Source organism: Centipeda sp. (in: firmicutes), assembly GCF_057271695.1.
Genome location: NZ_DBHIVL010000029.1, coordinates 1 through 18,741 on the forward strand (window position 1 = coordinate 1; position 18,741 = coordinate 18,741).

Annotated in this window: 17 protein-coding genes and 2 pseudogenes; 9 read left to right on the plus strand and 10 right to left on the minus strand. The window is 58.4% G+C overall.

The window, feature by feature from the left end; translation table 11 throughout:
• The first annotated feature begins 122 nt into the window (after positions 1–122).
• Positions 123–407 (plus strand): cell invasion protein SipA, encoded by a 285-nt coding sequence (locus ACO6BQ_RS06085; RefSeq protein WP_489120020.1) that lies wholly within the window; start codon positions 123–125, stop codon positions 405–407.
• A gap of 118 nt (positions 408–525) precedes the next feature.
• Here ACO6BQ_RS06085 and ACO6BQ_RS06090 read toward each other — a convergent pair whose 3' ends face one another.
• The gene (locus ACO6BQ_RS06090) at positions 526–960 is read right to left on the minus strand and encodes a flavodoxin (RefSeq protein WP_489120021.1); all 435 of its coding nucleotides are present in this window, start codon (positions 958–960) and stop codon (positions 526–528) included.
• A 151-nt stretch (positions 961–1,111) separates the two neighbouring features.
• Between ACO6BQ_RS06090 and ACO6BQ_RS06095 the strand changes: the two genes are divergently transcribed.
• The 4 genes and pseudogenes from ACO6BQ_RS06095 to ACO6BQ_RS06110 all read left to right on the plus strand — a co-directional run.
• A complete protein-coding gene (locus tag ACO6BQ_RS06095; protein WP_489120022.1) occupies positions 1,112–3,748 on the plus strand; it encodes a heavy metal translocating P-type ATPase in 2,637 nt (878 codons plus the stop codon).
• A gap of 139 nt (positions 3,749–3,887) precedes the next feature.
• Positions 3,888–4,628: an AzlC family ABC transporter permease gene (locus ACO6BQ_RS06100; RefSeq protein WP_489120023.1), complete on the plus strand. Its 741-nt coding sequence runs from the start codon at positions 3,888–3,890 to the stop codon at positions 4,626–4,628.
• Entirely contained in the window at positions 4,621–4,932 is a 312-nt protein-coding gene (locus tag ACO6BQ_RS06105) for an AzlD domain-containing protein (protein WP_489120024.1), read from the plus strand. The genes ACO6BQ_RS06100 and ACO6BQ_RS06105 overlap by 8 nt, the downstream gene beginning before the upstream one ends.
• An 88-nt stretch (positions 4,933–5,020) precedes the next feature.
• A pseudogene (locus ACO6BQ_RS06110) lies at positions 5,021–5,374 on the plus strand (glutathionylspermidine synthase family protein); the annotation flags it as partial.
• A 327-nt stretch (positions 5,375–5,701) separates the two neighbouring features.
• On the opposite strand, the gene panF reads toward ACO6BQ_RS06110, so the two are convergent.
• From panF to ACO6BQ_RS06125, 3 genes and pseudogenes are all read right to left on the minus strand, one after another.
• Complete coding sequence (gene panF, locus ACO6BQ_RS06115; protein WP_489120025.1) at positions 5,702–7,150, minus strand: sodium/pantothenate symporter; 1,449 nt, start codon at positions 7,148–7,150, stop codon at positions 5,702–5,704.
• On the minus strand, positions 7,147–7,407 hold the full coding sequence (locus ACO6BQ_RS06120) for a DUF997 family protein (RefSeq protein ID WP_489120026.1): 261 nt from the start codon (positions 7,405–7,407) through the stop codon (positions 7,147–7,149). Before ACO6BQ_RS06120 ends, panF begins: the two co-directional genes overlap by 4 nt.
• Positions 7,408–7,730: 323 nt before the next feature.
• Positions 7,731–7,881, minus strand: a pseudogene (locus ACO6BQ_RS06125) (secretion protein HlyD).
• A 103-nt stretch (positions 7,882–7,984) separates the two neighbouring features.
• Between ACO6BQ_RS06125 and ACO6BQ_RS06130 the strand changes: the two are divergent.
• On the plus strand, positions 7,985–9,943 hold the full coding sequence (locus tag ACO6BQ_RS06130; protein WP_489120027.1) for a methyl-accepting chemotaxis protein: 1,959 nt from the start codon (positions 7,985–7,987) through the stop codon (positions 9,941–9,943).
• On the opposite strand, the gene ACO6BQ_RS06135 is transcribed toward ACO6BQ_RS06130, so the two are convergent.
• Positions 9,940–10,065 (minus strand): secretion protein HlyD, encoded by a 126-nt coding sequence (locus tag ACO6BQ_RS06135; RefSeq protein WP_083205817.1) that lies wholly within the window; start codon positions 10,063–10,065, stop codon positions 9,940–9,942. The two genes, ACO6BQ_RS06130 and ACO6BQ_RS06135, sit on opposite strands and share 4 nt — an antisense overlap.
• Before the next feature lie 398 nt (positions 10,066–10,463).
• Between ACO6BQ_RS06135 and ACO6BQ_RS06140 the strand changes: the two genes are divergently transcribed.
• A complete protein-coding gene (locus tag ACO6BQ_RS06140) occupies positions 10,464–11,216 on the plus strand; it encodes a phosphatase (protein ID WP_489120028.1) in 753 nt (250 codons plus the stop codon).
• 226 nt (positions 11,217–11,442) lie between these two features.
• On the opposite strand, the gene ACO6BQ_RS06145 is transcribed toward ACO6BQ_RS06140, so the two are convergent.
• The 5 genes from ACO6BQ_RS06145 to ACO6BQ_RS06165 form a co-directional block, all read right to left on the minus strand.
• The gene (locus ACO6BQ_RS06145; RefSeq protein WP_489120029.1) at positions 11,443–13,650 is read right to left on the minus strand and encodes a TonB-dependent receptor domain-containing protein; all 2,208 of its coding nucleotides are present in this window, start codon (positions 13,648–13,650) and stop codon (positions 11,443–11,445) included.
• Between the two features lie 49 nt (positions 13,651–13,699).
• Complete coding sequence (locus ACO6BQ_RS06150; RefSeq protein ID WP_489120030.1) at positions 13,700–14,470, minus strand: class I SAM-dependent methyltransferase; 771 nt, start codon at positions 14,468–14,470, stop codon at positions 13,700–13,702.
• Positions 14,471–14,877: 407 nt separating this feature from the next.
• Positions 14,878–15,102, minus strand: coding sequence for a type II toxin-antitoxin system RelB/DinJ family antitoxin (locus ACO6BQ_RS06155; protein WP_009656571.1), 225 nt, complete (start codon positions 15,100–15,102; stop codon positions 14,878–14,880).
• A gap of 120 nt (positions 15,103–15,222) precedes the next feature.
• Positions 15,223–15,882, minus strand: coding sequence for a sigma-70 family RNA polymerase sigma factor (locus ACO6BQ_RS06160; RefSeq protein WP_489120031.1), 660 nt, complete (start codon positions 15,880–15,882; stop codon positions 15,223–15,225).
• A gap of 422 nt (positions 15,883–16,304) precedes the next feature.
• Entirely contained in the window at positions 16,305–17,348 is a 1,044-nt protein-coding gene (locus tag ACO6BQ_RS06165; protein ID WP_489120032.1) for a PD-(D/E)XK nuclease family protein, read from the minus strand.
• Between the two features lie 359 nt (positions 17,349–17,707).
• Between ACO6BQ_RS06165 and ACO6BQ_RS06170 the strand changes: the two genes are divergently transcribed.
• On the plus strand, positions 17,708–18,130 hold the full coding sequence (locus ACO6BQ_RS06170; RefSeq protein WP_489120033.1) for a hypothetical protein: 423 nt from the start codon (positions 17,708–17,710) through the stop codon (positions 18,128–18,130).
• The gene (locus ACO6BQ_RS06175) at positions 18,127–18,738 is read left to right on the plus strand and encodes a DUF4391 domain-containing protein (RefSeq protein WP_489120034.1); all 612 of its coding nucleotides are present in this window, start codon (positions 18,127–18,129) and stop codon (positions 18,736–18,738) included. The genes ACO6BQ_RS06170 and ACO6BQ_RS06175 overlap by 4 nt, the downstream gene beginning before the upstream one ends.
• Positions 18,739–18,741 lie beyond the last annotated feature (3 nt).

Here is an 18,741-nt window from a genome sequence, read left to right on the forward strand (position 1 = left end):
CTATGTGGAGGATCGAGGGCACAGTGCGGGCAAAAAAGATGCGTCAAGATGGCGGCGCTGAATTTATCAGTGCTTCCTTTACAACGGGAAGAGAAGTCACCCTCTGAAAGGACGGGATTCACATGATGACGATGAAGATGATGAAGAAAACCGCAGTTCTAGCACTTGTCGGTGTGCTCGGCTATGGCGGGCTCGGCGCGGCGGAGGCCTCCGCTCATCCACTGCGTGTGCCGCAGCAGGAGCGTGCGGCATACACGGGTATGGACGGGCGTGCGGAGGTACAGCAGTTCGCATGGGGCGGTCATCGCAAGAACCGCAAGGGCGGCAAGAAGTACTCGCAGGGCAGCGTCAACACGGCGATTATCGCAGGTGCTGTGATCGGCGCAATCATTGCGAAGAATATATGAGATACGGATGCCTCAATCCTGCTCTGCTGAGATAGGGGGCACTTGTGACGAAAAATAAAGGGCTGCTGCACGAAGCTGACATTCGTGCGGCAGTCCTCTTTTGTTTCGATGCGCTGTCTCAACCGACCGCCTGTGCCATCGCCGCGCCCAGTTCCTCGCAGCGTGTGATGGCATCGTCGTCCGGCTCCGTCTCACAGGTTACGCCGTCCGCGATCATCGTTGCCCCTGCATCCTTCGTGCGCTGTGTCCACGTCTCCATGAACGCGCCGCCGCCCCAGCCGTACGAGCCGAACAGCCCAATCTTCACGTCCTTCAGATGGTTCTCCGCCTCGACGAAGAACGGCTCGAACTCGCCCTCGTCGAGCTCCTCCGTACCGCAGGCGGGGCAGCCCATAAGGATACCGTCGTAGTCCGCGATGCGTTCAGCGGAGAAGTCGCCGACGCGGATGAGCTCGCCCTCCGCACCGCCCTTCGCAATCCCTTCCATGACCGCGTTCGCCATCGTCTCGGTATTGCCCGAGCCGCTCCAAAATACAACTGCAATCTTTGCCATGTAAAAACCTCCTTTGGGTGATTTTCTTTTGCTTCTCCAATGATAACATTTATCATCTTTTAGTGCAATCTGTTTTGAAATTTTTCTCATTACTATTTGTACTTGACAGGAATGTTATACTGTAACAAAAAACGTTCAACAGAGGCAGTCTATGAAAAAAGAAACATTCAACGTGACGGGCATGACCTGCTCGGCGTGTTCGGCGCGGGTGGAACGCGCCGTAAAGAAGATGGAGGGAACGGCGGATGTCTCCGTCAATCTCCTGACGAATACGATGACGCTCGCCTATGATGCAGGAGTCACAAGCCCCGCCGCGATCATCGCCGCAATCGAGGACGCGGGATACGGCGCGAGTGTAAAGGGCGGGGATGGCACACAGGCAGCCCCGCAGAGGGGAAGCGCAGCGGATGCGGGGGCGGATGCCGCAGAGAGGGCGACGCGTGCCATGCGGTCGCGGCTTCTCACGTCCATCCTCTTCCTCCTGCCGACGATGTATCTGGCGATGAGTCCAATGCTCGCGATGTGGGGCGTGCCCTACGCGGCGGGATTCCAGGAAGTTTTCTGGGGCGCGGAGAATGTGCTGTCGTTCGCACTTGCACAGTTCATGCTCGTTCTCCCGATCATGTATGTGAATCGTCTATACTATGTCAATGGATTCCGCAATCTCCTGCACGGTGCGCCGAATATGGACACGCTCGTCGGGATCGGCTCGATGGCATCCGCGCTGTTCGGCGTGTTCGCGATGTTCCGCATGAGCTGGGGGCTGGGGCACGGCGATCTCGCGCTCGCGGCGGAGTACAGCACGAACCTCTATTTCGAGTCGGCGGGCATGATCGTAACGCTTATCACAGTCGGTAAATACCTCGAAGCGCGGGCAAAGGGGCAGACGACGGGCGCACTCCGCGCCCTCATGCAGCTCGCACCCGCCGAGGCGACGGTCGTGCGCGGCGGTGTGGAGCAGGTCGTGCCTGTGGCGACGCTCGTCCTCGGCGATACGGTCATCGTGCGTCCCGGCGCACGCATTCCCGTGGACGGAACGGTGACGGACGGTGCGACGAGCATCGACGAATCCGCCGTGACGGGTGAATCCATGCCCGTTCCGAAAACGGCGGGCGACTCCGTGACCTCGGGCACGCTGAACGTCGAGGGGACGATCCGCTTCACCGCAACGCGTGTCGGTGAGGACACGACGATCCGTCAGCTCATCCGTCTGGTGGATGATGCGAGCGGGTCAAAGGCACCCATCGCACGCCTTGCCGACCGTGTCTCGGCGGTCTTTGTCCCCGTCGTGATTGCGATTGCCCTCACGGCGGGCGCGATCTGGCTCATGATGGGCGCGACGGTGGAGTTCGCATTTTCCATCACGATCTCGATTCTCGTCATCTCCTGCCCCTGTGCACTCGGGCTTGCAACCCCCGTCGCGATCATGGTCGGCACGGGGCGCGGCGCAGCGCACGGCATCCTCATCAAGTCGGGCGAGGCATTGGAGACGGCGGGGAACATCAGCGCGGTGCTGATGGACAAGACGGGCACGCTCACCGAGGGTCGCCCGCAGCTCGTCAGCATCCGTCCCGTCGGGATGGATGCCGACGCACTTGTCGCACTTGCAGCCGCGCTTGAGCAGGGCAGCGAGCACCCGATTGCAGCAGCGATTACGGGCTATGCTGCGGAGAGGGGGCTGACCGTTCCCGCTGCTGCGGATTTCGCGGCGGTGTTCGGCAAGGGTGTGCGTGCGCGTGTGGCGGGCGTGGACTGTGCGGCGGGCAATGCGGCGCTCCTCGTAGAGCTCGGCATCCCGCTCGCGGACGCGGTCGAGACGGCGCGTGCGGAGATGGCAGAGCGCGGCGAGACGGCACTCATTGTCGTGCGTGCGGGGCGCATCGTCGGTCTCCTCGGTGTGCGCGATGCGGAGAAGCCGACGAGTGCGGCGGCGGTCGCGCAGATGAAGGCGATGAACCTCATGCCCGTCATGCTGACGGGCGACGACGAGCGCACGGCACGGGCGATTGCCGCGCGGCTCGGCATCACGGAGGTGATTGCGGGCGTTCTCCCTGCGGACAAACGCGCCCATGTGGAGCATCTGCAGCACGAGGGTCGCCGCGTCGCCATGATCGGCGACGGTGTGAACGATGCGCCCGCGCTCGTACAGGCAGATCTCGGCATCGCCATCGGCGCGGGCACGGATGTCGCCATCGACAGCGCAGACGCGGTGCTCGTGCGGAGTGACCTCCTCGATGCTGTGAGCGCGATCCGTCTGTCGCGCAGCGTTATGCGGAACATCAAGGAGAACCTCTTTTGGGCGTTCTTCTACAACGTCATCGGCATCCCGCTCGCGGCGGGCGTCCTCTATCCCGCCTTTGGCATCAAGCTCTCGCCCATGATTGGCGCGGCGGCGATGAGCCTGTCAAGCGTCTGCGTTGTGCTGAACGCGCTGCGTCTGCGCCTGTTCGCCATCGAACACGCACCTGCAGCGGAGACGGCGCACACGCGTCACGAGGTCACGGTAAGCCCCATCACTTTTGCGATGGATGAGATACATGAAGAAACGGCGGACACTGCCGCCGCACAGGGAAAGGACGATTTACCCATGGAAAAGACCATCAATGTCAAGGGCATGACCTGCCCGCACTGCGTCAAGCACGTTACGAAAGCACTCAGCGGTATGGACGGTGTCAGTGATGTGAACGTCAACCTCGAAGCAGGGACGGCGACCTTCACCGCCGCCCGCGACATCCCCGACACGGAGCTTGCCGCCGTCCTCGACGACGCGGGCTACGAGATGGGCTGAGATACGCACAAACAAAAAGGGGGCGGTTGCATGAGGTGCTGCAAAAGTGCCCTCGTGCAACAACCTCTTTTTTATTGTGCGCCAATTTACAAAATGACAGATTTATTCTACAATAAGAAAATCAATCTGTGAGGTGACGATGATGGAGGAAAGACTTGACACATCGCGGTGCTCGGTGTTCATGGCGGGCGTACACGATGGTGTGCCGATTGCGCTCGGCTATTTCGTCGTGGCGTTCACGCTCGGCATTCTCGCGAAGACGGCGGGGCTGACCCCGTCGCAGGGCTTCGTGACGAGTGCGGTCAACATCGCCTCTGCGGGCGAGTACGCGGGCTTTACCGTGATTGCGGCACAGGCACCCTACCTTGAGATCGCCGTGCTGACGCTCGTTGCAAACGCACGCTACTTTCTCATGGCGGCGGCACTGACGCAGCGGTTCGCGCCCGAGACATCACTCCTCCATCGGCTCGCCGTGAGCTTCGGCGTGACGGATGAGATCTTCGGCATCACGGTCGCACGCGGCGGAGCACTCAACCCCTACTACAACTACGGTGCAATGGCGATCTCCGTGCCCGCGTGGGCGGGAGGCACGTCGGCGGGCATCCTCGCGGGCGGCATCCTCCCCGCCGCCGTTGTCTCTGCACTCTCGGTCACCCTCTACGGGATGTTCGTCTGGGTCGTCCTCCCTGCCGCGAAGCGGAGCCGCCCCATCGGCAGTATGGTGCTGGCGAGCTGCGCTCTCTCGCTCGCGGCAACCTATGCGCCCGTCACGAGCGAGCTCTCGGGCGGCACGCGCACGATCCTCCTCACGCTCCTCATCGCGGGGGTCGGTGCGGCTCTCTTCCCGATCGACACGGAACAGGAGGACGACCATGCCTGACATCTGGCTCTACATCGCCGTCATGAGCGCGGTGACGCTTGCGATTCGTCTGACCCCCGCACTCCTCCTGCGGCGCGAGATCAAGAATGTATTCATCCGCTCCTTCCTCTTTTACGTCCCCTATGTGACCCTTGCCGTCATGACCTTCCCCGCCATTGTAGAGGCGACCCGCACCCCCGTCGCGGGCGCGGCGGCATTCGTCTTTGCCCTCTATCTCGCGTGGAACGGCGCGAGCCTTTTCCGCTGTGCGGCGGGGGCATCCGCGATGGTGCTGATCGTGGAGGGCATCGTGTTCTCGCTGTAGGGAATCGCTGATAACATAGTCTCTCAGATTGGCGTAGATTTTTTCGTCCGAACAAGGAGGCAAAGCGGACGCAGAGCAGCGCTCAGTGGAGGATTTCGTCGCGCTCATGGACGGCACATACATCCGCAAGGAGAGCTGGGGGCGCGAGGGGAAGAACGTCCGTCTGGTCGAAAAGCAGGGCGACCACGCGAAAACCGTGCATGAGAAGCAGCCCGACAACGTGGACGAGATCATCTGCCGCCCAAGCCGCGCGGCAATGTATCAGGACCTCGTCCGTCAGCCGCGCTTCGTCCATGCCGTCGACTCCGGCACGACCGAGGGGTGTCTGCCCCTCTCGTGCTTCATGCTCTTTGACACGCCCTCTGCCGTCGGCGCACGCTTCTCCCCCGCTGAGATCGCGGGGACGGAGGCGTACTTTCTGCCGCTTGTCACAGGATCATAGACAAGAAAAAACGGAAAGGCAACGCGCCTATTCCGTCTTTAGAAACTTTGTGCTATACTGAATGTGTGGCTGACGATCGCAGGTTTTCTCCCGCAAGGGAGGTGATGTGCATGAGCCTGTATGAAATACTCTCGCTCGTGCTAGCGGCGGCAACGCTCGCGGTCAACATCATATTCTTGTTCTCTAGGTAGACAAGAAAAAAGAGCCTTACATACAAGGTGACGAAAGCTCTTCCTTCAACTAATGAAGTTATTCGGGAGAGACCGACGTTCCTACTCGTCAGTCACTCTTTTTGTGTCTTTATTATACCCACACCGAAAAATCTTGTCAAGTCTCCCTGCTCCGCTCCCACCAGCTTCCCGCGAGGAAGAGGACGAGCGAGGCGGTGATGCCGACGGCGATGGGGTGCAGCCCGAACGGCTTGAATCCCGCCGCCATCGCCGCGCAGTAGATGAGCGTGCCGCCGCCCATTGCGGCGAGTGCGCCCATGCGCCGCGACCATGTGGTAAAGAGCCCAAAGACGAGCACCCAGAAGAACGCCGTCTCAAGTCCGCCGAACGCGAACATATTGATGAGCCAGATGAGCGACGGCGGCGCAATGGCAAGCACGAACACGATGATGCCGAGCGCGGCGGTGACGCCCATGGAGAGCCGGCGCAGCGTCTTTTCCTCGACGCATTTGCCGCGCTGCTGCTGATGGTGGAGGTAGACATCCTTCACCACCGCAGACGAAGCGACGATGAGCACGCCCGAGATGGTGGAGATCGACGCTGCAAGCGGCCCGATGATAGCAAATCCGAGGAGTTCGGCCGGCATGACCTGTGCCATGAGCTGCGGGATGACACTGTCCACACCACCGAGAGCCTTTGCATCGACACCGAGCACCCCGCGTCCGAGCACACCGACGAGGTTCACGGCGATGTTCATAAAGGCGATGACAACCGTGCCGATGATCATCGCACGGTGCATATCGCGGCTGCTCCGATAGCTGATGCCGCGCACAACCGACTGCGGCAGGGCGATGGTAAGCGCACCGACGAGCAGCCACTGTGAGATGTAAAGGGAGATGGGCATACGTCCCGCCGCCGTTGGTGTCAGCATCTCGGGATGTGCCGCACGCAGATTCGCGAGAATCGCCGCGAGCCCTCCGCCCGCCTCAAGCACATAGTAAAAGAGCAGGACAATGCCGAGCATCATGACAATCGCACAGCAGGTATCTGTCAGTGCAACGGCGCGAAATCCGCCAATCGACGTATAGACAACAACCACAATGCCGAACAGCACCAATCCGAGTTCGTAGCTGTAGCCCGTGACGGCGGCAAAGAGCTGCGCCCCACCGACGAACTGTGCGACCATCGACGCGGCAAAGAAAATCACGATGGCGAATGCCGCGAGTGCCGCAAGAGCGTCCGACTGATAGCGGTGACGAATGATATCGACAATGGTGACGGCGTGGATGCGCCGCGCCAGACGTGCGACCTTCTTGCCGAAGATACCGAGCACGAGGAAGATCGTCATGGTCTGGATGACCGCCATGTAGATCCAGCCAAAGCCGATCTCGTATGCCATACCGGGGCCCCCGACAAACGAGCTGACCGAGCTGTAGGTCGCGACCATCGTCATTGCGAGCACGAATGCACCGAGCGTCTGTCCGCCGACGAAGTAGCCCGAGAGGAAGCCGCCCGCGTGGCTCTGCCGCCGCACATAGATGCCGAGCGCGAGCATTGCCGCCATGAAACCGAGGAGTGGCAGGAGCACCATGAGATTCCCGTTCATCGTGTCGCCCCCTCTCCGCGTTCATCGAGGGGAACATCCTCCGCTGCAACTGCCAGATAGACGGCGAGCACAGCCCCCACAGCGAGCACGCCGACCGTTGACGTAACCGCCCAGAGTGGGAATCCCGCGATCGTCACATCGATCTCTGCAAGACCGAAGCCAAGTGCCGTCCAGAGGACGGCAAAGAGAATCCCTGCGGCAGCGGTACGCCTCGCCTCACGAGCGATGGCGTCCGCCGCCCTTTTTTCATCGTGCATGATGAACCTCCTATGAAATTGAACTTCTGCCGTCAGAGGTGCTTGACGGAAGCACGGATCCATTCAGTAGTGCCGACGCAGCGCATCTTTTTCGCCCGATCTTTGCCCCGACATCCTCCACATCGCCGTTGTTATGCGGCCGGCTTGTCTCCTTGGCCGAACAAAAATCTGCACCAAGCCGACGGTCTGTCGTATCCGTGACTCCCTGACTCTCCGCAGCGTATGACAAAACACGCCCTATCCTACCATATATTCCCCTTCCGCGCAACAACGTTTTTTCGGAATGTTGTGCATACTTATTCCTCTTTTTATTGTTAGACGATTTAAGGAAGCACTGATAAATTCAGCCGCGCCATCTTAGCGCATCTTTTTTGCCCGCACTGTGTCGACAAATCCTCCACATAGCCCTTGCTATGCGTCCGGTTTGTCTCCTTGTTCGGACGAAAAAATCTACGCCAATCTGACGGACTTCATTTTATCAGCGATTCCTTAAAAATAGGACATAAGGCTTGATTCCCGTCGAAAAATACTGTAGAATCTTAATGAATCATAAAAGATATGAGAGGGTGTGAATATTTTGAGCATTAAGCAAAAGCTTCTCGTTGTAGGCACTTTTATGGCACTGCTTGTCGTTGTGATCTGCGGCATTGGGTATTACAAGGCAAAGACAGCACTTGAGGAGAGCACCTCCAATGAGATTGAAGCCACGTTGGGCAAAGAAGCCGCCGTCATCGAGGGCTGGCTGCTCGACAAGCAGAAACAGGTCAAGAGCGGTGCGGAGCTCATCTCCCTCATCGGCGACAACCCCGTTACGTTGGAGCAGGAGATCATGCAGTTCCCCCTGCATGACAAGGACATTCTCAGCTTTTACTACGGCGGGGAGGACGGACGTTTTATCAGCGGACTCGCGGGCAATGTCACCGGCAAGCGCGATCCACGCGAACGCCCGTGGTACAAAGCGGCCAGAGCAGCGGGCGGTCCGATCTTCACCGAAGTCTATGAGGACGCACGCACGAAGAAGATGGTCGTCTCCGTCGCCACCCCCTACCAAAGCGGTGTCGTCGCTGCAGACCTTAGCCTCGACACACTTGCCGAACGCGTCAACGCTCTGAAATATCACGGCGAGGGAGCTGGCATTGTGGTCGCCCCGAGCGGTCTCATCATTGCATCCACCGAGGGCATGGCGATGAAAAAAGTGGATGAGAACCCCGTTCTGAAGGAAAAATTTGCTGCAATGGTGCAGAACAAGAACGGCTATTTCGTCACGGAAAAGGACGGCGAACAACAGATCATTGCGTATGCGACCGTCGCTTCCACCGGTTGGATTGTCGCTGTCACCGTACCCGAGAGCGTTGCCTTTGCGCAGCTCGTAAGTCTCAAGACGACCTACAGCGTGCTGAGCCTCATCGGTATCCTGCTCGTGGCGGGCATCATCTTTGCCCTCCTGCGCTTTGCTACGACCATCACGGGCGCGACCGAACGTCTCATGCATCACATCGACGCCCTCGCCAAGGGCGACCTCAGTCAGAACGACCTGCCGGTCACCTCGCAGGATGAGCTTGGGCAGCTCGCTGCGAACTTCAACACGATGATGAAGAACATCCGTAACGTCATCCGCCAGGTCGCCGGTACTGCCGAGCAGCTTGCCGCCGCCTCGCAGCAGCTCACGGCGGGCGCGCACCAGATGGCGGAGTCCGCGACTGTGATTGCCGGTACGGTCGCGAGCGTCGCCGACGGCACGGAGCGCCAGCTCGAGAGCCTCGCGGGCGCGAAGAAGAACATCGGCATCGTCTCGGGCGACATCGAGCGTGTCACGCACGAGGCGGAGCGTGTTGCGGGCAGCTCGACCGCGACCGCCGAGGCCGCCGAAAAGGGCGAAGCTCTCATGAACGATGCCATGACAAAGATGAACGGCATCGAGCAGAGCGTCCTGCGCTCCGCCGAGGTCGTCGGGAAACTTGGCGAGAGTTCCAAGCAGATCGGCGAGATCGTCGAGACCATCTCCGCCATCGCCGACCAGACCAACCTCCTCGCCCTCAACGCCGCCATCGAGGCAGCGCGTGCAGGGGAGACGGGACGCGGCTTCGCCGTCGTCGCCGAGGAGGTTCGCAAGCTCGCCGAGCAGTCCCGCACGGCAGCGGATCAGATCAAGGAGCGCATCGCAGGTGTTCAGCGCGACACGGCACAGGCCGTCAGTGCAATGCAGGGCGGAACGAGCGAGGTGCAGGCGGGTACGGCTGCCATCCGCGAGGTCGGCACACAGTTCGAGAACATCACGCGCATGGTCGAGGAGATGAAGGAGCAGATTGCCAACATCAGCAAGTCCATGCAGACCGTCACACAGGGCACGGAGCTGATTATCCAGTCCACCACCATGGTGAACGAGATCACGGAGAAGACTGCGGACCATATGCAGAGCATCTCCTCCTCGTCCGAGTCGCAGTCTGCATCAAGCGAAGAGATTGCCTCCGCCTCCCAGTCCCTCGCCATGCTCGCGACCGACCTGCAGAATACGACGAACAAGTTTAAGCTCTAGGGAAGCACTGATAAATTCAGCACCGCCATCTTGACGCATCTTTTTCGCCCTCTCTTTGTCGACAAATCCTCCACATAGCTTTGGCTATGCGTCCGGTTTGTCTCCTTGACAGGACGAAAAATCTACGCCAATCTGACGGACTTCATTTTATCAGCGATTCCCTAGGAATACGAATACAAAATGCCCTGCAGCACATCTGCGGGGCATTTTTATGAGAACATATTGCTTTTTTTCGTTGGTTATGTCTATAATAGAAATGGAACGTCCTCGGACAACGGCGGTGTCTTTCCCCCGAAAGGGGGTGAGCAGCTATGAGCGAAATTGGCGCGATTGTACTACTCATCGTGGCAACAGGCTACGTGCTTGCGATAAGCCAAAAGAAATAACCGCCCAGCTCTGACCAGTTGAGCGGTTCATAGAAAAACACGCGATTCTGGAAAGACACCGCCCGAGGCGTTCCTTCTGTTCTTATTATAGCAAAGCATCATCAAATCTGCAAGATAAAAGATCGGAGGCTTTCGTGACCGACATCATCGACATCCACACGCACAGCATCGCCAGTATGCACGCCTACAGCACGATCCGCGAGATCGCGACGATGGCAAAGGAGAAGGGGCTCGCCCTCGTCGGCATCTCCGACCATGCGCCCGCGCTGCCCGGCACGTTTCACGAGATGTACTTTCGCAACTTCAAGGTCATCCGCCCCGCCGCCTACGGCATCGACATCATCATGGGCGCGGAGCTGAACATCATGGACGACGAGGGCAGGGTCGATCTGCCCGAGCGCGTCCTGCAAAAAATGCACTACACCATCGCAAGTCTGCATGATGTCGTGATTGCGCCCTGCACGCAGGAGGAGAATACACGAGCCCTCCTCGGTGCAATGGCAAATCCCTACGTCACGGTCATCGGACACCCCGACAACCCCGCCTATCCCGTAGACTTCGATGCGCTCGCCCGTGCCGCCGCCGCAGAGCACGTCCTCATCGAGGCAAACAACGCCTCGCACAACCCGGACGGCCCGCGCAAGGGCTCGGAACTCCTCGCACGGGATCTCCTTGCCGCCTGCCGCCGTCACGGCGCACACATCCTCATCGGCAGCGATGCACACATTGACATCGATGTGGGGGAGCACAGCCATACGCACGCCATTCTCGCGGACATTGATTTCCCCGAGGAACTCGTGCTGAACAGCGATCCCGCCCGCCTTAAGGCATGGATTGCAGAGCGTCACGCACGAAACGATGTACACAGCTTAAATTATTTTTCTTAATTGTTTTCCTTTTATAGTTATTTATACATATTTATCGTTATTTATTTTATGAATACAAAGAAGCTGATAAAATAGACCCTCAGATTGGCGTAGATTTTTTGTCCGAACAAGGAGGCAAACCGGACGCATAGCAAGAGCTATGTGGAGGATCGAGGGCGAAGTGCGGGCGAAAAAGATGCGTCAAGATGGCGGCGCTGAATTTATCAGTGCTTCCTTTATCCGATCATCAGAAGTCGTATGTCAGACCGAGCCAGTAGCTGCGGCGGGAGAGATACGAGCCGCCCGCGATGCCGTCTGCGTCGATCTCGTCATAGTAGTCGCCGTACTTCGTGCCGTCTGCCGCCGTCCTGGTCTGGTCGAAGTTGCGGTTCAGCAGATTGTTGACAGCGAACTGCATGGAGAGCCCGTCACGCAGCTTGTGCGTCACGCCCATGTTGAGGACGGTGAACGGACGATAGTGCGAGGCGATCCCGGCTGCCTGCTTCGAGCGGTACATCCCACTGCGGTACTGCGCACTGAGCCAGACATCCGTCGCATCCGTCGGCATCCAGTCGAGTCTCAGGTTGACCGCCTGCTTCGGTGTGGAGCGCAGCGGCTGACCGACATTCTTGCCGCTCTTTATCTGACTGGTGAGCAGCGTCCAGTTCAGTCCCGCCGACACCTTTGGCGCGATCGCGAACTTCGTTCCGACCTCTACGCCGTGAATGCGTGCCTTGCCGACATTCTCGTAGGTGCGGACAGGAACGATGCCCGCGACATTCACCGCATCACTGAGGTCGATCTTGTTCTTGAAATCCGTGTGGAAGAATGTCACGTGTGCATCCGTATCGTGCTCGTTGTGGTAGTAGAACCCGATTTCCTCCGTCGTCGACTTTTCCGGCTTCAACCCCGTATTGCCGCGATAGATCTCGCCCGTGATATTGAGGTGGATGTCCACGGGCGCGGACTGGAGCATGGTCGGAGCTTTATACCCCGTTGCAACGCCGCCCTTCACCGTGAAGTTGCGGTTCGGCATATAGATGAGGTAGCCGCGTGGGCTGAGATTGTCGTCGTAGTCCTCGGGATGATCGTAGCGCAGACCGTAGGTAAAGACGAGCTTCTTCGTGAGCGCCCACGTATCCTCGCCGTAGAGCGCCCAGCTCGAACGCGAGAGGCTGCCGTTGTCGTTCGAGCTGCGCTGACGCATCATCTGAGCGAACTGGGGCGGAGCAGAGCCCCTCGGCGCGATCGTGCGGCGCAGGTGGTAGTCCACGCCCTCGCGCTGCCAGCGTGCCCCTACCGCCAGTGTGTGATCGTCTCCGAGCGGGGTCACATATTTTGTGTCGAACGTAACAAAATCATTTTTCACATTGTTGCGGATCGACGAGCGGATCGGAATCGCGAGGGGCATAATGGAGGGCTTTGCCGTCCCCGTCAGATCTGCATCGAGGTGCATCTCATTGCGCAGAAAGGACAGGGTATTCGTCCACGTCCCCTCCTTGCCGACCTTGTTCTCCGCGCCGAGCACGATCTTCATGCGGTCGAACCGCTGCGCGACATCGCCGTCGAGCTTCGTCACCACCTGTGCGTTCGGCGGTGCGGGCGGGGAGGGCGGCTTCATTTTGCCGCGCTGGGCAAAATCACCGTCGCGCATATTCTGCCCGCGGTCGATGTCGAGATAGTAGCTGTGCCCTGCGGCGGGCGTGTAGGTCACGCGCGTCCCGAGATTCCAGTTGTCGTAGTCGCGCTTCTCCTTGTCCACACCGAATGCCGATGGGCCGCGTTTCAGATAGCTGCCGCGCATCTGCATCCCGACCTTGCCGCGTGTAATGGGCCCCGCCGCGTTGAAGTTGTACTTCATCGTGTTCGACTTGCCGTCCGTCGTCTCAAGGATGCTGCCGACGGAGACAGAGCCGTGGAACTCGTCCGTCACCTTCTTTGTGATGATGTTGATGACACCGCCCATCGCATCCGAGCCGTAGAGCGTCGACATCGGGCCGCGCACCACCTCGATGCGCTCGATCTGGCTCGGTGTGGGCAGGCTCGTGTTCGCGAGCTGGTTGAAGCTGCGCATCATCCCGCCCGCGATGCCCGGTCCCACCTGCGCTACCCCATCCACGAGGAGCAGCGTATAGCCGTCGTCCATCCCACGAATCGAGACCGCGGGCGTATCGAACCGCCCCGTCGCGCCGAACGTGTCGACCCCCTCCACCATATCAAGCACCTGACGGAGATCTGTATAGCCGCGCTGCGCGATCTCATCCGCCTTGATGACCGAGATGCTCGCGGGTGCAAAGCGCACATCCTCCTCAAAGCCCGATGCCGTCACCACAATGGGAGCTGTCTCATAGCCTTCTTTTTGCGTCTGCGTATCCTCTGCATAGACGGCGTGTGCCGTGCCCGAAAGTGTGAGCGCGACCGCCGCCGCAAGAGCCCTCTGCTTTGTCATTCGCATACGATTCCTCCTCATCTGTCCGACACCTTCGTTCGCTCTCCTGATCCACCTATTTTTTGCTGACGACGGCGATGTACGAGAACTCCTTGTTGTGGTCAAAGAAGAAGTTGAACATCTTGCGGAAGCGGTCGAGGTTCTCCGTCCGCAGCCCGTTGCGGATGATCTTCATCGCGCCGTCGAATCCCTCGTCGCGCACAAGCCCCGCAGGGTCGAGCAGCGTCATATCGCCCGTCTGCACCTCGATGGCAAAGCCCGCGTCGCGCAGCAGCTTCTCCCAGAGCGCGTGCGGGAGCGGATCGACGTTCACATTGATCGCACGGGAGATGCCCGCACGCAGCTCCGCCGCCTCCGCCTCATCCGTCACGCGCAGCGCGACATCGTGCGTGAGGAGCACGCCGCCCGGCTTCAGTACGCGGAAGTACTCGGCAATCGCCTTTGCCTTGTTCTCACGCGGCAGCATCGTGAGCATCGCCTCGTTGATGACGACATCAAACGACGCGTCGGGGAAGGGCAGCGCGAGCGCATTCCCCTCCACCACGTCGATCACATCGTTCAGCCCGTGCGCCGCGATGTTCGTGCGTGCCTTTTCCAGTGCCTTCGGGTTCATGTCCAGCCCCGTGATGCGGCAGCCGTGCGTCTCCGCGAGGGCGATCATCGTCGTGCCCATGTTGCACGCGACCTCAAGCACGCGCGTATCTGCCGTAAAGTCAACGTGGCCGAGCAGCCACTCCGTCGCCTCGCGTCCCCCCGGACGCAGTCGTGTCTTGCCCAGACGTGCAAGGAACTCATGACCCGGTTCGTGCTTCTTTTCCTCTGTCATCGCTATCGCTCCCATCTATATGATTGAAAACATCTATCGTCTATGGGAACAGTATAGTTGAGAATCATCCCCAGTTCTGTTGCAAAAGTCACAAGTTATTTAAGAAATTGCAAAAAAATAAAGGGGCGGTTACACGAAGCTAAGAACTTCGTGTAACCGTCCCTCGTGTGTGCCGTCCCCTTGCGGGGATGTGGTTTTGAAATAATAAGAACCGTAGCTGTGTATGGGACGCTATTAGGTGGTTGTTTCCGTCCCCTTGCGGGGATGTGGTTTTGAAATCCCTTGCGTCTGAGAGCCTTGTGCCGTGTGGCTCAGAATAGCGTTTTGCGGCGCGGATCGGATGAACCTCCTTTCCCAATCCACGCATTACCGCTGCGATCATACGCGCAATCTACTCCCGCAGGTGCTCAGCTTTCCCCGTCACTCCACGTCGTATCCGTAAAGAGGTCGAGCGACTCGCCCGGCAGCGCACGCTGCGCGGAGATCTCAAACGGGACGCGCTGCTCGCGCACGCAGGCGATGGCGAACATATTGATCGCCGTAGACATATTCATGCCGACTGCGCCGCAGAAGGTCTCGAAGTTCTTTTTGAGTTCAGCGTCCATGCGAATGCTAATGCTGGTCTGTGCCATGTAGGACATCTCCTTTACAAATCCATTACCCCATCACAGAATAGCATATTTTACCTGCGCTTGCAAGCGTATTCATGGGGAAAACTCCTAGTGCGCCCTAGGGAAGCCCTCAATTTTCACTCAGCACCACGCACATTCTACCTCTGCCCCTGCACGCAGTTTCCGCAGGAGGTTCGCCTTGCTCTTGGAGACGGCGCTCGCCGATGTTCCGAGGAGCACGGCGATCCGGCGCAGGGTGAGGTCGCGGAAGTAATGCAGGCTCAAAATCTCCTTCTCACGCTCGGTGAGGCGGTGCATGACGCTGCGCAGAATCCCGCGCACGAGGAGGCGCAGATCCGCACGCTCCGCCATGTCCTCCGTGCCGCCGCAGCGTTCCCATACGTCGCGCCCCTCCGCACTCTGCTCGGGGTGGCACGTCCGCTCCCAGAGCCGACGCTCGCGGCGAAACTCGGTGTAGAGTGCGTGGTGGACGCGTGCCTTGACGAATCCCGCGAACGGTGCGCCGTGCTTCGGGTCGTAGTCGTGCAGTGCCTCGATGAAGGCGAGCACGGCGATGTTCTCCGCATCCGCCGCAAGTGCCGCGTTCCTGAGGTACGAGGCGTGCGCCTCGCTGACGATCAGCCCGCGATACCGCGCGTGCATCTCCGTCATCGCCTGTGCCTCGCCGCGCACGGCACGCGTGATGAGTGCGTCCTCCTCCGCCTTCGTGAGTGCGGCGTACTTGGGTGCCCATCCGACAGACGACCTCTTATCAGCGATTCCCTTGTTGTTCTCGTACATATGACATTCCTCCTTCAAACATTTGTTTTATCAGGAGGAAGTATAGCAAAAGAAAACATATGATGCAAATTTCGTATCAGTGTGATGGGTGCAAAAAGGAGCTGCGCGTTCCATCCAATGCCTCCTTAGACTGCGTACCGAGGACGGTCGTGAATGTACCGTGCTTCCTCCACCTGTGCCAAGCGCCGACAACCGCGCCTGAAGGATGAAAAATGCGCGAACCTTCTCTTTTTGTGCACGAGAATATGATATAATGCTTATGGAAGCACTGATAAATTCAGCACTGCCATCTTGGCGTATCTTTTTCGCCCTCTCTGGAGGGCAAATACTCCACATAGCCCTTGCTATGCGTCTGGTTTGCCTCCTTGTTCGGACGAAAAATCTACGCCAATCTGACGGACTTCATTTTATCAGCGATTCCTTTATCGTTGCGACCATTCCGCTGCGATCTCGTCCAGCGCAGCTTTGACCTCGGTGACGCGGGCATCATAGTTTTTCTCGTTGTACGTGAGATAGCCGACCGTCATATAGACACCGGGACGGAAGGTCTTTTTCTTAAAATCCGGCAGTTTCTTTTTGAGCGACTCATAGAGTTCGCGTCGGATTTCAGAGGCTCTGCGATGGTTGTCCTTAGGATCGTCAGCGTTTGCCCGCACCTTTACGGCGAGTATGTAGGCTGCCGCGTTCTCCGCGTCTTCCCCGCTCCCGGAGAAGGCGATATCGTTCTCGAATTGCAGGTAAATATCCTCGATGTGTTCGTAGATGTCCATCGCCTTCAGCGTCGGCTCGTCATCGAGGCGATGGAACCACATGCCCATAAATCCACCGGAGGCATTGCTCACATAGCCCCAGCCATTGATCTTGTAGTCCGCGTGCTCTTTTTGCAGATTGGCAAAGAAGCCGCGTGTGCCCTCGTATTTCCACTCCTCGATGGGGCGGGTTTTGAACGCTGCCGTGTTGGATTCGATTTCCTCCAAATGGGCGAGATAGGATTGGAAAATATCACTATTACAGTCCTTGTACTTTCGCAACATCTCCAAAATATTCGCACGCGTAAATGCGCAGTCAACATCCTCCTCATGGAACTGCTCTACGATCTTATAGAAGACCGTGCGGATATCTTCCTTTGGTACACCGCTCTGAATCAGTGCGTTGGTATAGACATCGATTTGGTTGCCGTGGACGTTCGTATACGTCTTATCCTCGATGATGACGTGGATATTGCCCACCGTGACAAGCACATCGATGTTCCTGTACTGCTGCCGGATCTCCTTGATCTCCGTCGCGTGTTCGAGACCCGGCACACGATGTATGAAGTCCAACGCACAGGCGCAGAGCAGGGGATCTTCCGCCTGATGCTTCTTTATCCCGTGTGCCAGCAGCCAGCAGATAAAAGCGTCCTGCGAGAGCTCGCTCGTCGCATAGTGAAACAGGTTGACCATAACTTCTCCATTCTTGTAGAACACAGCTCCAATTCGTAAATCGCCCACGAGGACATGGGCATGAGCCCGATACTTCTCGGGCAGCGATTTTTCCGCACAGAATATTTGCAGGGCATCATGGAGTTTTTTGGATATCTGCCCCGCATTTTTGCTTCCTTAGACACAGTACCAACCTACTTTTTTTGAATTATAACGCGAAAGTGAAGCAAATACAATACAACACTTCTTCCGGAAGATGATACTTATGATTTTGCCGATGCACGAGCCGTTCTGAGAAGCAACTCAAAAACGAAGACGTATCTTTTGATTTCTTTGAAATATGTTATAATAGGGACAAAAGTTTGATCGAGCCAATCTCTATGGGAAAGATTTGGTGGAGCAGAGTGAAGATATTCGATAACATCACAAACACAGTGCGCGACGATCTGCGGGCAGAGATTGTGCGCGGCAGCAGGGTGTCCATTGCGGCGGCGTGTTTCTCCATGTATGCGTATCAGGAGCTGCGCGAGCAGCCGGCGTCCGTGGAGGAGTTCCGCTTCCTCTTCACCTCGCCCACATTCATTCGGGAAAAGGCGGCAAAGGAGAAGCGCGAGTTCTACATCCCGCGCATCTCGCGTGAGACGAGTCTTTACGGCACGGAGTTCGAGGTGCGCCTGCGCAACGAGATGACGCAGCGCGCGATTGCGAAGGAGTGCGCGGACTGGATCCGTGCCAAGGCGCACTTCAAATCCAACACCGGCGGCGAGCAGATGATGGGCTTTATGACGACCTCCTCTGCCGAGAAGCAGAGCGCTATGTCCCAATGAGCGGTTTTACGACCGTGGATCTCGGCTGCGAGCGCGGGAACAACGCCTATAACATCGTGCAGTGGATGGACGAGCCGCAGGCGACACAGATGTATATGCGCACCTTTGACGAACTCTGGAACGATCCCGTGAAGCTTCAGGACGTGACGGATGCCGTTATCGAGAACATCAGCACCGTCTACGCCGAGCACGCACCCGAGATGATCTACCTCACAACGCTCTATCATATCCTCTTTGTCCTCGTGTGGGAGGATCGGATGCGCCTTGCTGTTGCCTACAAAGAAACGCCCGACGCAAAGAGCACGGGCGTGCGGGTGGAGCGGTACTACTATACGGACTGGATGCCTGTGGGAGAGGCCATCCCGCGGCTTGAGGGGCTGTCGATGGATGCCGTCTATGAGAATCTCGTCCGCAGGATCGCGGGCAGTGCGCTCGGAGATGCGCCGACATCGACCCTCAGGGAGAGCGTCGCAGAGCAGAGCCGCAGAGAACGGATCGAAAAGCAGATTGCCGCGCTCGAGGCGAAGATCCGACGGGAGAAACAGCCGAAGAAAAAATTTGAGCTCGTCACGCAGCTGCGGGCGCTGCAAAATATGATAGAGTTGTAGATG